Source organism: Gemmobacter aquaticus (assembly GCF_007859075.1).
GTDB classification, from domain to species: Bacteria; Pseudomonadota; Alphaproteobacteria; order Rhodobacterales; family Rhodobacteraceae; genus Gemmobacter; species Gemmobacter aquaticus.
On record NZ_VOAK01000011.1, the window covers coordinates 1,026,098 to 1,038,408 of the forward strand.

The 12,311-nt window shown below is 63.1% G+C and carries 11 protein-coding genes; all 11 read left to right on the forward strand.

The window, feature by feature from the left end; genetic code table 11:
* The first annotated feature begins 173 nt into the window (after positions 1-173).
* The 11 genes from FQU74_RS07180 (at position 174) to scpB (ending at position 12,308) form a co-directional block, all read left to right on the forward strand.
* Positions 174-3,563 carry an indolepyruvate ferredoxin oxidoreductase family protein gene (locus FQU74_RS07180; protein WP_170246225.1) on the forward strand — a complete coding sequence of 1,130 codons (3,390 nt, stop codon included), beginning with the start codon at positions 174-176 and terminating at the stop codon, positions 3,561-3,563.
* A 106-nt stretch (positions 3,564-3,669) separates the two neighbouring features.
* Positions 3,670-4,482, forward strand: coding sequence for a glutamate racemase (locus FQU74_RS07185; RefSeq protein WP_146285723.1), 813 nt, complete (start codon positions 3,670-3,672; stop codon positions 4,480-4,482).
* Between the two features lie 30 nt (positions 4,483-4,512).
* Positions 4,513-5,541 carry an N-acetyl-gamma-glutamyl-phosphate reductase gene (argC, locus tag FQU74_RS07190; RefSeq protein WP_146285724.1) on the forward strand — a complete coding sequence of 343 codons (1,029 nt, stop codon included), beginning with the start codon at positions 4,513-4,515 and terminating at the stop codon, positions 5,539-5,541.
* A 51-nt stretch (positions 5,542-5,592) separates the two neighbouring features.
* On the forward strand, positions 5,593-6,048 hold the full coding sequence (gene ccmE, locus FQU74_RS07195; protein WP_146285725.1) for a cytochrome c maturation protein CcmE: 456 nt from the start codon (positions 5,593-5,595) through the stop codon (positions 6,046-6,048).
* A gap of 68 nt (positions 6,049-6,116) precedes the next feature.
* Positions 6,117-6,728 carry a holin-associated N-acetylmuramidase gene (locus tag FQU74_RS07200; RefSeq protein ID WP_146285726.1) on the forward strand — a complete coding sequence of 204 codons (612 nt, stop codon included), beginning with the start codon at positions 6,117-6,119 and terminating at the stop codon, positions 6,726-6,728.
* Complete coding sequence (locus FQU74_RS07205) at positions 6,719-7,030, forward strand: hypothetical protein (RefSeq protein ID WP_146285727.1); 312 nt, start codon at positions 6,719-6,721, stop codon at positions 7,028-7,030. Before FQU74_RS07200 ends, FQU74_RS07205 begins: the two co-directional genes overlap by 10 nt.
* A 50-nt stretch (positions 7,031-7,080) precedes the next feature.
* Entirely contained in the window at positions 7,081-8,823 is a 1,743-nt protein-coding gene (gene argS / locus FQU74_RS07210; RefSeq protein WP_146285728.1) for an arginine--tRNA ligase, read from the forward strand.
* Between the two features lie 72 nt (positions 8,824-8,895).
* A complete protein-coding gene (locus FQU74_RS07215) occupies positions 8,896-9,885 on the forward strand; it encodes an SPOR domain-containing protein (RefSeq protein ID WP_146285729.1) in 990 nt (329 codons plus the stop codon).
* A complete protein-coding gene (gene nagZ, locus FQU74_RS07220; protein ID WP_146285730.1) occupies positions 9,885-10,889 on the forward strand; it encodes a beta-N-acetylhexosaminidase in 1,005 nt (334 codons plus the stop codon). The genes FQU74_RS07215 and nagZ overlap by 1 nt, the downstream gene beginning before the upstream one ends.
* On the forward strand, positions 10,882-11,676 hold the full coding sequence (locus tag FQU74_RS07225; protein ID WP_146285731.1) for a segregation and condensation protein A: 795 nt from the start codon (positions 10,882-10,884) through the stop codon (positions 11,674-11,676). Before nagZ ends, FQU74_RS07225 begins: the two co-directional genes overlap by 8 nt.
* A complete protein-coding gene (gene scpB / locus FQU74_RS07230; protein WP_146285732.1) occupies positions 11,673-12,308 on the forward strand; it encodes an SMC-Scp complex subunit ScpB in 636 nt (211 codons plus the stop codon). The genes FQU74_RS07225 and scpB overlap by 4 nt, the downstream gene beginning before the upstream one ends.
* The last annotated feature ends 3 nt before the right edge of the window (positions 12,309-12,311 follow it).

Here is a 12,311-nt window from a genome sequence, read left to right on the forward strand (position 1 = left end):
CGCAACTCTCGACCTTTTTTCTACCGCTAACATTTCCGACCCTACATAGTAACGAGAATGCGCGAGTAAATGCCCAAGTGTCGCAAATTTCCCGCTTTGTAGGTCAGCAATTTTGACCTAATATGGACATATGTTCGTTTTGCAAGGGGAGGTGCACGATGAGCAGGCAAGATGTGATCCGTCAGGGCGTTTCGCTGGCGGACAGATATGACCTGAACAAATCGCCGGTCCTGCTGAACGGAACTCAGGCTCTGGTGCGTCTGATGCTGATGCAAAAGGCGCGTGATCGGGCGGCAGGGCTGAACACGGCAGGCTATTGCTCGGGCTATCGCGGTTCTCCGCTTGGCAATGTGGACATGACGATGGCGCGGGCGCAAACCGCGCTTCAGGCCGCCGATATCCTGTTCCAGCCGGGATTGAACGAGGATCTGGCCGCCACGGCTATCTGGGGCACTCAGCAGGCAGAGTTGCGGGGCGAGGGGCGCTTTGATGGCGTATTCGCGCTCTGGTATGGCAAGGGGCCGGGCGTAGACCGGTCGGGCGATGTGATGCGCCATGCCAATATGGCGGGAACCAGCCGTTTCGGCGGGGTCCTGATGGCCATGGGCGATGACCATACCGGCGAAAGCTCATCAGTGCTGCACCAGTCGGACTGGGCGATGGTCGACGCCTACATGCCGGTTGTCAGCCCGGCAGGCGTGCAAGAGGTGCTGGATTACGGCCTCTATGGCTGGGCCATGAGCCGCTATTCAGGCCTCTGGGTTGGTCTCAAGACGATGAAGGACACGGTCGAGGCCACAGCGGTGGTGGACGGCAACCCGCACCGACTGTCGTTTGTGACGCCGGATTTTGTCATGCCGCCGGGCGGGCTGAACATCCGTCTGGGTGACACCCCGGTCGCGCAGGAAGCGCGCATGATCGACTACAAACGGTTCGCGGCCGAGGCGTTTTCGCATGCGAACAAGATGGACAAGCGGATCTGGGGCAGACCAGGGGCCAAGATCGGCTTTGTTGCGGCGGGCAAGAACTGGCTCGACCTCACCCACGCGCTCAGCCTGCTTGGCATCGACGCGCGCGAGGCGGATCGACTGGGACTGACAACCTACAAGGTGGGCCAGACCTTCCCGCTGGACATGAAGGGGTTTCATGATTGGGCCGAAGGGCTGGAGGCCATCGTCGTCGTCGAGGAAAAGCGAAAGCTGATCGAGGTGCAGGTCAAGGAGGCGATCTTTGACGATCGCCGTGGCCGGCGTGTTCTGGGCTGGCACCACGACCGTACACATGCAGAACTGTTCCCCACCCGTCATGCGTTGGACCCGCTGCATATCGCCGAAAAGATCGGCGGAATCCTCATCGAAGAAGGGCGCGGAACCGAGGCGGTAAAAGCCGGTCTCGCCCGCATCTCTGATGCACTGCGCGCCGATAACGCCCGCGATCTTGCGGCGCGGCTGCCCTATTTCTGCTCGGGTTGCCCGCACAACACCTCGACCCGGCTGCCCGAAGGTGCGCGCGCTTATGCCGGGATCGGCTGTCACTATATGGTGCAGTGGATGGACCGCGAGACCAGCGGCTTTACCCAGATGGGGGGCGAGGGCGCGAACTGGATGGGCGAGGCGCCATTTTCGAAACGTCCCCATGTGTTTCAGAACCTGGGCGATGGCACCTATAACCACTCGGGCGTTCAGGCGATCCGTGCGGCTTTGGCAGCGGGCACCAACATCACCTACAAGATCCTGTTCAACGATGCCGTCGCCATGACCGGAGGGCAGACGAACGAAGGTGGACTGACTGCCGACCGCATCGCGCGCGAGGTGCTCGCCATGGGTGTTCCACGGGTTGCCCTTGTCCACGACCCGAAAGAGGGGCTGGACCTGTCGAAGTTCCCTGCCGAGGTCACGCGCCATACGCGGGATGAGCTTCAGACCGTTCAGCAGGATCTGAGCCGCAGCAAGGGCGTCTCTGTCCTGATTTACGTGCAGACTTGTGCGGCAGAAAAGCGTCGTCGGCGCAAAAAGGGTGCGTTCCCCGACATCGACCGCCGTGTCTTCATCAATACCGATGTCTGCGAAGGATGCGGCGATTGCGGGGTGCAGTCGAACTGCGTCTCGATCGTGCCGGTGGAAACGGAACTTGGCCGCAAGCGTGCGATCGACCAATCGTCCTGCAACAAGGATTTCAGTTGTCTCAAGGGCTTCTGCCCGTCTTTTGTCACGCTCGAAGGTGCAAAGCCCCGCAAGGCCGAGGGGCTGGCACTCGACTTGCCAGCGTTGCCTGATCCGGTTTTGCCGATGATCCGGGGGACACATAACACTGTCATCACCGGTGTCGGCGGAACGGGTGTCGTGACCATCGGTGCGGTATTGGCGATGGCAGCCCATCTCGACGGCAAGGGCGTCGGCATGATGGAGATGGCGGGCCTTGCGCAAAAAGGGGGCGCGGTTCATATTCACTGCAGGATTGCCGAGCAACCATCTGATATATCAGCCATTCGTGTCGCGGTTGGAGAGGCCGATGCCGTGATCGGCGGAGATCTCGTGGTGACGGCCGGGGCGAAGACCATTGGCCTCATGACCTCGGGCCGCACGCAGGCTGTGGTGAACGACCACGAAATCGTCACCGGAGAGTTCACGCGGAATACCGAATTTCGTATCCCGTCCAGTGATTTGCGGATCGCGCTTCAAGCACGTCTGCGTGATGGGGTGCATTTCCTAGATGCGTCGGAATTCGCAAGGGTCGCGCTTGGGGACTCGATCTTCTCCAACATGGTGCTTCTGGGCATGGCGTGGCAGGCTGGTCTTGTTCCACTGTCGGAAGCCGCGATCCGCGAGGCGGTGCGCCTGAACGGGGCCGGGGTCGAGGCGAACCTGCGCGCCTTTGATCTGGGACGTTGGGCGCAGCATGATCCGGCCGCTGCACGGGCGCTGATGGTGCCCAAGGTTGCAGCACCGGTTGATCCCATCGCGTTCCGGGTCGACCATCTGCGGAAGTGGCAGGACGATGCGCTGGCAGAGCGTTACTTGCAGCGTGTGAAATCGGTGCCCGAGGCGCTGCGTCTGCCGGTCGCCAAAGGGTACCACAAGCTGCTGGCCTACAAGGATGAATACGAGGTCGCGAGGTTGCACCTGCAAACCGTTGAAAAAGCGCAGGAACAGCTTTCTGGCGAATTTCGCCCCGTCTTCCACCTCGCGCCCCCCATCCTCGGTGGTACCGGCCCCGATGGTCGGCCGAAGAAGCGAGAGTTCGGGCCGTGGATGTTGCCTATCTTCCGACTGCTGGCCCGGATGAAATGGCTGCGCGGCACCGCGCTCGATCCCTTCGCGCGGCATCCGGAACGCAAGATGGAGCGGGCGTTGATCGCGCAGTATGAGGCCGACCTTGAGACGCTGCTGCCGCTGCTTTCGCCCGCAACCGAAAGCGCGTTGAAGGAACTGGCCGAGCTTCCCTTGACGATCCGTGGCTATGGCCCGGTGAAAGAGGCCAATGCGGCCAAGGCTGCGAAACGTCGGGATGAGCTGATTGCCATCATCCGGGCTGGCGGTGCGGCCCCGCGACTGGCCGCTTGACGCGCGAATGGCCGGTGGATTTCCCCGGCCATTGCCCTTAAGTGCATTGGGTAAGTTGGCCCGTGGCAAACGACTCGGGCCCGACACCCGAAAACAGGGGGCAGGCATGGCGGTTGGCGTTTTCGATTCTGGTCTGGGCGGTCTGACCGTGCTGGATGCCGTGGCGCGCAGGTTGCCGGATGTGCCCTTTGTCTATTTCGGGGACAATGCCCATGCGCCTTACGGTGTGCGCACGCATGACGACATCTTCAACCTGACTTGTGCTGCGACCGAACGGTTGTGGGCGGAGGGCTGTGATCTGGTGATCCTGGCCTGCAATACCGCCAGTGCCGCGGCGCTTAAACGCATGCAGGAATCCTGGGTACCCCGGGACAAGCGGGTGCTTGGCGTCTTTGTCCCGTTGATCGAGGCATTGACCGAGCGGCAATGGGGAGACAACAGCCCGCCGCGCGAAGTGGCGGTCAAGCATGTGGCGCTGTTTGCAACGCCCGCGACCGTGGCGAGCCGTGCATTCCAGCGGGAACTTGCGTTCCGGGCGATCGGAGTTGACGTCGAGGCGCAGCCCTGTGGCGGGGTGGTTGATGCGATCGAGCAGGGGGACGAGATCCTCGCCGAGGCCCTGGTGAAGTCGCATGTAGAGGCGCTGAAGCGGCGGATGCCGCATCCGCAGGCCGCAATCCTTGGCTGCACGCACTATCCGCTGATGCAGGATGCCTTCCAGCAGGCGCTTGGGGCTGAGGTCAAGGTCTTCAGCCAGGCCAATCTCGTGGCCGAAAGCCTTGCCGACTATCTGACGCGCCATCCCGAGTTCATCGGGCCCGGCAAGACCTCAAAGTTCCTGACGACGGGTGATCCGGCCAGCGTTTCATCCAAAGCCACGCAGTTCTTGCGACGCAAGATCGCATTCGAAGCTGCCTGATACGTCAATTCCATCTCGGAACATGCTGAAATGAAGAAGAAAATCGCAATCCTTGGCGCGTCTGGTTACACCGGTGCCGAACTCGTCCGCTTGATCGCTACCCACCCGCACATGGAGATCGTGGCCCTGTCAGGAGATCGCAAGGCGGGCATGGAGATGGCATCGGTCTTTCCGTTCCTGCGTCATCTGAACCTGCCCAAGCTTTGCAAGATCGAAGAGATCGATTTTGCCCGCGTTGATCTGGCGTTTTGCGCACTGCCGCATGCAACCTCGCAAGCGGTGATCAAGGAACTGCCGCGTGATCTGCGGATCGTGGACCTCTCGGCGGACTTCCGGCTGCGTGACGTGGCCGAGTATGAAAAGTGGTATGGGCAACCCCATGCTGCGCCAGAGTTGCAGGCAGAGGCGGTTTATGGCCTCACCGAATTCTACCGTGAGGATATCCGCGTCGCACGTCTGGTCGCCGGAACCGGGTGCAATGCGGCAACAGGCCAGTTCGCCTTGCGCCCGCTGATAGAGGCGGGCGTCATCGACCTCGACGATATTATGATGGACCTCAAATGCGGGGTTTCGGGGGCCGGGCGGTCGCTGAAAGAGAATCTTCTGCATGCCGAATTATCCGAGGGCACGCACGCCTATTCGGCCGGCGGCAAGCATCGCCACCTTGGCGAGTTCGATCAGGAATTCTCCAAGATCGCCGGTCGCCCGGTGCTTGTGCAGTTCACCCCGCATCTGGCACCGATGAACCGCGGCATCCTGGCGTCGATCTATGTCAAGGGCGATGCGGAAACAGTCTGGTCGACGCTGGAAAGCCGCTATGCGCTTGAGCCGTTCATCGAGGTGCTACCTTTCGGCGCACTCCCCTCGACAAGGGATGTGCGCGGGTCCAACTTCTGTCATATCGGCGTCGTCGGGGACCGTATTCCGGGCCGGACGCTTGTGGTGGCGACGCTGGACAACCTGTGCAAGGGAAGCTCCGGTCAGGCGATCCAGAACGCCAACCTCATGCTGGGACTTGAGGAGACGGACGGCCTGATGCTGGCGCCCGTTTTCCCGTAACAATCTGGTTGCCAGTGGCGCCGATGCGCCACCAGCCAGCCGGAGGGGATGATGAAGGGACTGAAAAAGACACGCCGCATCCAGATCATCGCTCTCGCCTTTGTGGCGCTGGCGGGTGCCACGGCGCTGATCGGCTATGCGATGCGCGACGGGATCAACTTTTTCCGGGCGCCCGCACAGGTCGTCAGCGAACCTCCGGCCGAGGGTGAGGTGTTCCGTCTGGGCGGGCTTGTCGAAGAGGGCTCGATCGTGCGCGGGCAGGGTGAGACGATCACCTTCCGCGTGACCGATGGCGCGGAAAGCATCCCGGTCGCCTTCACCGGTGTCTTGCCCGACCTCTTCTCCGAGGGGCAGGGCATGGTCGGCACCGGCCAGATGGTCGGCGGCACCTTCCAGGCGACGGAAATCCTCGCCAAGCATGACGAGACCTATATGCCGAAAGAGGTGATGGACGCGCTGAAAGAGCAGGGCGTCTATCAGGACCCGAAGGCGCCGTCAGACTCGTGACCGCGCGCTGGTTTTCCGGCTGATTAACCGCCCTCGCACAGCCTGTTCCCGCAACTTGGGGACAGGCCATGCAGAACATCCGCGACATCGCAGCCGAAATCGTCGCCCGTGAGGGCGGCTATGTGAATGACCCGGACGATCCGGGTGGCGCCACCAAATACGGCGTGACCATCGGTACGCTCCGACGTCTGGGAATGGATCTGGACGGCGACCGGCAGATCACATCCGCCGATGTGCGGCGCCTAAGCAAGGCGCAGGCGATAGAGATATTCTTGCGCGACTATTACCATGCACCGGGGATCGACTGCCTGCCGGCCATCCTGCAACCGTCTGTTTTTGACATGCAGGTGAACGCGGGCGCCAATGCGGTGAAAATCCTGCAGCGACTTCTGACACAGCTCGGTTGGCCACTGACCGATGACGGGGCGATCGGCCCGAAAACCCTGGCAGTGGCGCATGCGGCGGCTGCGGCGATGCCGGATGGTCTGGCGGATGCCTATGGGATGGCGCGCCGTGGCTATTACTACGCCCTTGGCGATACCCATCCCCGCCTGCGCAAGTTCTGCCGCAGGCAGGACGGTGGAAAGGGTGGCTGGATCACGCGGGCCGAGGCTTTCATTGCCCCTGACCTTCATCTGTCTGCGGCAGAGCACCGCGAAAGGACCGCCAAATGGGCATGAACCTTCTGGGGCTGTCGCATGACGCCGCGCGACTTCGGCGCATCGCCGCGATCCTGAGAGACGGCATGGGCGAGGGCGACGCCCCGATCCCTGCGGTGGTTGAGCTGCTGAACCGCGCGTTGCGACCTGTCACCGTCCTCTCGGTGTTGGCGCTGGTGGCGCTGGCTTTTGTTGACCCTGCTCGTTACGCGGCCGGGGTTGCCGCGTTGACTGCGACACCCCCGGCAATCTGGGCGCTGTGTGTGCTGGTTCTTGCTTTGCATTTCCTTGTCCCTGCCGTTCACAGGCCCGCCCGAACTTGACCCGCCTTCCGGCCTCTGGCATGTGCGGAGGCAATGGAAGGACGGACGAGATGAACCTTTTCACCGAACTGCGCAGCCTTGTGATCGCAGAGCTTGAGGCCATGACCGCGGCAGGCGCCTTGCCTGCCGGTCTGGACATGTCTGCCGTCGCGGTTGAGCCGCCGCGCGATCCGGCGCATGGCGATATGGCGACCAATGCGGCCATGGTACTGGCCAAGCCCGCCGGCAAGCAGCCGCGCGCTATTGCCGAGGACCTGGCCGCGCGTCTGTCCGGTGATCCGCGTATTGCGAGCGCCGAGGTGGCAGGGCCGGGGTTCCTGAACCTGCGTCTGCAACCCGTCGTCTGGCAGGGCCTGGTCAAGGCCATCCTGACCACCGGTACCAGCTATGGCAGTTCGGCCATCGGCATGGGCCATAAGGTCAACGTGGAGTTCGTCTCGGCCAACCCCACCGGCCCGATGCATGTGGGCCATGTGCGCGGGGCCGTGGTTGGGGATGCGCTGTCCAACCTGCTTGCCTTTGCAGGCTGGGACGTGACGCGCGAGTATTACATCAACGACGGCGGCGCGCAGGTTGACGTGCTCGCCCGCTCGGCCTTTGAACGCTATCGCGAGGCCAACGGGCTTGAGCCCGAAATTCGCGAAGGGCTTTACCCCGGCGATTACCTGATCCCGGTGGGCGAGGCGCTGAAAGAGAAATATGGCACCAGCCTGCTCGATCAGCCCGAGTCCGTCTGGCTGACCGATGTGCGCGACTTTGCCACCGCCCGGATGATGGAGATGATCCGCGAGGATCTGGCTGCGCTTGGCGTTCGGATGGACGTCTATTCCAGCGAAAAGGCGCTCTACGGCACTGGTGAGATCGAGGCCGCGATCGACACCCTGCGGGGCATGGACCTGATTTACGAAGGCGTGCTGGAGCCGCCAAAAGGCAAGACGCCCGAGGATTGGGAGCCGCGTGAGCAGACGTTGTTCCGCTCGACCGCGCATGGCGATGATGTGGACCGTCCGGTGAAGAAATCCGACGGATCCTGGACCTATTTCGCGCCGGATATCGCCTATCACTACAACAAGGTGCGGCGTGGGTTCGATCAGCTGATCGATATCTTCGGCGCCGATCACGGCGGCTATGTCAAGCGGATGAAGGCTGCGGTTTCGGCGCTGTCGGGGGGGCGTGTGCCGCTCGACATCAAGCTGATCCAGCTGGTGAAGCTTTACAAGAACGGCGAGCCCTTCAAGATGTCCAAGCGGGCTGGCACCTTTGTCACGCTGCGCGACGTGGTCGAAGAGGTGGGCGCCGACGTGACCCGCTTTGTGATGCTGACCCGCAAGAACGACATGGCGCTGGACTTCGACTTCGACAAGGTGCTCGAACAGTCGAAGGACAACCCGGTCTTCTACGTGCAATACGCCAATGCCCGGATCAATTCTGTCCTGCGCAAGGCGCGCGAGGCCGGGGTTGCGGTGGACGACGCCACACTTTCCGCCGCCAATCTTGCCCTTCTGGCGCATCCGGCAGAGCTGGCGCTGATCGCAAAGCTCGCCGAATGGCCGCGACTGGTGGAGATTGCCGCGCGCGGGAACGAGCCGCATCGCGTGGCTTTCTACCTTTATGAACTGGCATCAGACCTGCATGGACTGTGGAATCGCGGCAACGATGAGCCCGGCCTGCGCTTCATTCAGGACGATCCTGCTGTTTCTCAGGCGAAAATCGCCCTAGCACGTGCCGCCGGCGTTGTGATTTGCGCCGGTCTTGCTATCTTGGGCGTGACCCCGGTCGAGGAAATGCGCTGAACGATGGCGCCCCGCCGGGAGATGCAGGCAGATCGGGCGGATGCCACGGCACCCGTTTCCGGGGGGCAGGATATGGCAGATGTGAATTTTGATGAATTCACCCGTGCGCGGCAGTCCGGGCAGCGACCCGGCCAGCGACAAGCCGCACCCGCGCGCGGGCGAAGCATGACCAACCTTGTCGGCGCGATTGCTTCAGTCGCGCTACTGGGCGGGGCTGTGTTCTGGGGCTATCAGATAGCTGAACGCAAGGTGAATGGCATCCCGGTCCTGAAGGCCGAGGCCGGGCCGATGCGCGTTGCCCCAGACAATCCGGGCGGCGAAGTGACGGAGCATCAGGGGCTTTCGGTCAATGATGTGGCGGCGATTGGTATCGCGACTCCGCTGCCGGATGAGATTGTGCTCGCGCCGCGTCCTGCCGAGCTTGCTGTCGAGGATTTGCCCGGCCTTGCCCCGGACCCCCCCGCGGCCCTTGTTCCGCCGCAGGTTGACACGCCGCCCGCGCAGCCCTTGACCGTCGGGCGCGCGGCCGCTGATCCGGCGCAGGGCGCAATTGCACCCGCGGCACCGGTTGCCACCGTCACGGCTCAGGCCATAGCGATGGCAGAAGAATTGGCCCAAGGCGCCGCGCCGCTGAGTGACCTCGGCATCGAGGGCGCCCTGAGCGAGGCTATGGCGGATGCGCCGGTTGTGCCCGGTGGCCTTGGCAAGTCGCTGGTCCCGCAGCGTCGCCCGGCAGCGATTGCCGCGCGTGCGCCGCAAGTCCCAGTGATTTCCCAACCTGCCGCCCAGCTTGCGCCAGAGGCCTTGCCGACGGGTGCCCGCGTCGTTCAATTCGGGGTTTTCGATTCCGCCGAGGCAGCGGACGCCCGTTGGAATGCCCTGTCCTCGAACTATGGCGAGTTGATGGTGGGCAAACTGCGCGTCATTCAAACCGCCGAAAGCGGTGGGCGCACCTTCTATCGCCTGCGCGCCGCGGGTTTTGCCGATGAAGCCGATGCCCGCCGGTTCTGCTCGGCCCTCTCCGCAGAAGGGACCGAGTGCATTCCGGTTGAGATCCGCTGATGGGGGCGCGGGGAGCAACGATCCTCGGATGCGCGGGGCTGACGCTTGGCGCCGACGAGGCCCAGTTCTATCGTGAGGCCGATCCCTTCGGCTTCATCCTGTTCGCCCGCAACATCGAGACACCTGAACAGGTCAGGCGCCTGACCGGCGATCTGCGCGCGGCCGTAGGTTGGGATGCGCCGATCTTCATCGACCAGGAAGGGGGGCGTGTTCAACGGATGCGCGCCCCTCATTGGTCCGAATGGATGCCGCCGCTTGACGCCGTTCGTCAGGCAGGCGGGCAGGCAGCACGGATGATGTGGATCAGGGCACGCCTGATTGCGGCAGAACTGCGCGATGTCGGGATCGATGGCAACTGCGCGCCGTGTCTCGACATTGCGACCGCCGAGACGCATCCCTTCCTGCTGAACCGCTGCTACGGTGAGGACGTGGAGACGGTCGTCGCCATGGGCCGGGCGACTGCCCAGGGGCATCTTGCCGGTGGTGTCCTGCCGGTGATGAAGCATATGCCCGGGCATGGGCGTGCCAGCGCCGACACCCATCACGATCTTCCGACGGTCAAGGTTGATGCGGCGACGCTGCAAGCGACGGATTTCGCAGCGTTTCGTGCGCTGAATGACCTGCCGCTGGCCATGACGGCGCATATCGTCTTTGCGGCCTATGACAGTGAACCGGCAACCTGTTCCGCCCGGATGATGCAAGTCATGCGCCAGGACATCGGCTTTGGTGGTCTGATCATGTCGGACGACCTGAACATGCAGGCGCTCGCCGGAACCTTGGCTGAGCGGACTGCCCGCGCGATTGCAGCGGGGTGTGACGTGGCGCTGCACTGCAAGGGGGATCTGGCCGAGATGATGGCCGTTGTACCTGCGGCAGGGCGCATGACCCCTTCGGCTGAGAGGCGGGCCGAGGCCGCGCTTGCGGCACGACAAGAGCCTGAGGCAGCCGACCTCGGGGCGCTGCGCGCCGAGCATGATGCATTGCTGGGGATGGTGAATGTCTGATCGGGACTGGGTCTCAGATCAGAAGGATCAAAGCGTCAGCGAACGCATCGCCGCCGAAGCCCTGATTGTCGATGTTGACGGGTTTGAGGGGCCGCTTGATCTTCTGTTGACCCTGTCGCGCACGCAGAAGGTTGACCTGCGCCGGATCTCGGTGCTGCAACTGGCCGAGCAGTATCTGCTTTTCGTGAACAAGGCCAAGGCCTTGCGCATCGAACTTGCCGCAGATTATCTGGTGATGGCCGCATGGCTTGCCTATCTCAAATCGCGCCTGCTGCTGCCCCCGGATCCCTCTGACGAAGGTCCCTCGGCCGAGGATCTCGCCGCGCACCTTGCGTTCCAGCTGGAGCGCCTTCAGGCCATGCGAGAGGCGGCGGCTCGCCTGATGGCCCGCGACCAGAAGGGGCGCGATTTCTTTGCCCGCGGTTTGCCCGAAGAGGTGCAGCGCTCGCGCAAGGTGGTCTACTCGGCCTCGCTGATAGACCTGATGCGCGCCTATGCCCGTATCCGGACCAAGGACGAATTCCGTCCCTTCGTGATGGATCGGCATGACGTCTACACCATGGAGCAGGCGCTTGACCGGATGCGCGGCCTGCTCGGCTATGCGGGCGAATGGTCTGACCTTGAAAGCTGGATGCCCGAGGGGTGGGACCGGGCGCCAATGCGTCGGCGGTCATCAATGGCAGCCCATTTCGCCGCAATCCTTGAAATGGCCAAGCGGGGCCAGATCCAGATCCGGCAGGGCGAGACCTTCGCCCCGATCCAGATCCGCCGGAAGGAGGGGGAATGACCGAGCCGCAAGAGCAAAGCCTGTTCGACGCCCCGCCGATTGCGGAACAGGAGCGCATGGTTGAGGCGATTCTCTTTGCATCAACGGAACCGCTGAGCGTGGCCGATCTGGCCCGCCGCATGCCCCATGGCTGTGATCCGGCCGAGGCCATCGCCTATTTGCGCCGCCGCTATGAGGGGCGCGGGGTCCGTCTGGTGCGGGTGGGTGACGCCTGGGCCTTTCGCACCGCGCCCGATCTGGGCCACCTGATGCAGAAAGAGGTGGTCGAGAACCGCAAACTCTCGCGCGCGGCGATCGAGACCCTAGCAATCATCGCCTATCATCAGCCGGTAACCCGCGCCGAGATCGAAGAGATCAGGGGCGTCGCCGTCAGCCGCGGTACGATCGATCAGTTGATCGAGATGGAGTGGATCCGTTTCGGCCGTCGTCGCATGACGCCAGGACGCCCGGTTACCTTCGTCGTCACCGAGATCTTCCTTGACCACTTCGGTCTGGAATCCGCCCGCGATCTTCCCGGCCTTAAAGACCTGCGCGCTGCCGGTCTGCTGGACAATCGACCGCTTCCGGGTGCCGCGCTCTCGTCTGACGAGGACGAGGACCAAACCGGCCAGTCTGAACTGTTTGAAGACTAGACG

Excerpts from the sequence above, each read along its gene's own strand:
- FQU74_RS07185 (WP_146285723.1), top strand. The coding sequence starts at position 3,670 with ATGGCGGTTGGCGTTTTCGATTCTGGTCTGGGCGGTCTGACCGTGCTG.
- argC (WP_146285724.1), top strand. The coding sequence starts at position 4,513 with ATGAAGAAGAAAATCGCAATCCTTGGCGCGTCTGGTTACACCGGTGCC.
- ccmE (WP_146285725.1), top strand. The coding sequence starts at position 5,593 with ATGAAGGGACTGAAAAAGACACGCCGCATCCAGATCATCGCTCTCGCC.
- FQU74_RS07200 (WP_146285726.1), top strand. The coding sequence starts at position 6,117 with ATGCAGAACATCCGCGACATCGCAGCCGAAATCGTCGCCCGTGAGGGC.
- FQU74_RS07205 (WP_146285727.1), top strand. The coding sequence starts at position 6,719 with ATGGGCATGAACCTTCTGGGGCTGTCGCATGACGCCGCGCGACTTCGG.
- argS (WP_146285728.1), top strand. The coding sequence starts at position 7,081 with ATGAACCTTTTCACCGAACTGCGCAGCCTTGTGATCGCAGAGCTTGAG.
- FQU74_RS07215 (WP_146285729.1), top strand. The coding sequence starts at position 8,896 with ATGGCAGATGTGAATTTTGATGAATTCACCCGTGCGCGGCAGTCCGGG.
- nagZ (WP_146285730.1), top strand. The coding sequence starts at position 9,885 with ATGGGGGCGCGGGGAGCAACGATCCTCGGATGCGCGGGGCTGACGCTT.
- FQU74_RS07225 (WP_146285731.1), top strand. The coding sequence starts at position 10,882 with ATGTCTGATCGGGACTGGGTCTCAGATCAGAAGGATCAAAGCGTCAGC.
- scpB (WP_146285732.1), top strand. The coding sequence starts at position 11,673 with ATGACCGAGCCGCAAGAGCAAAGCCTGTTCGACGCCCCGCCGATTGCG.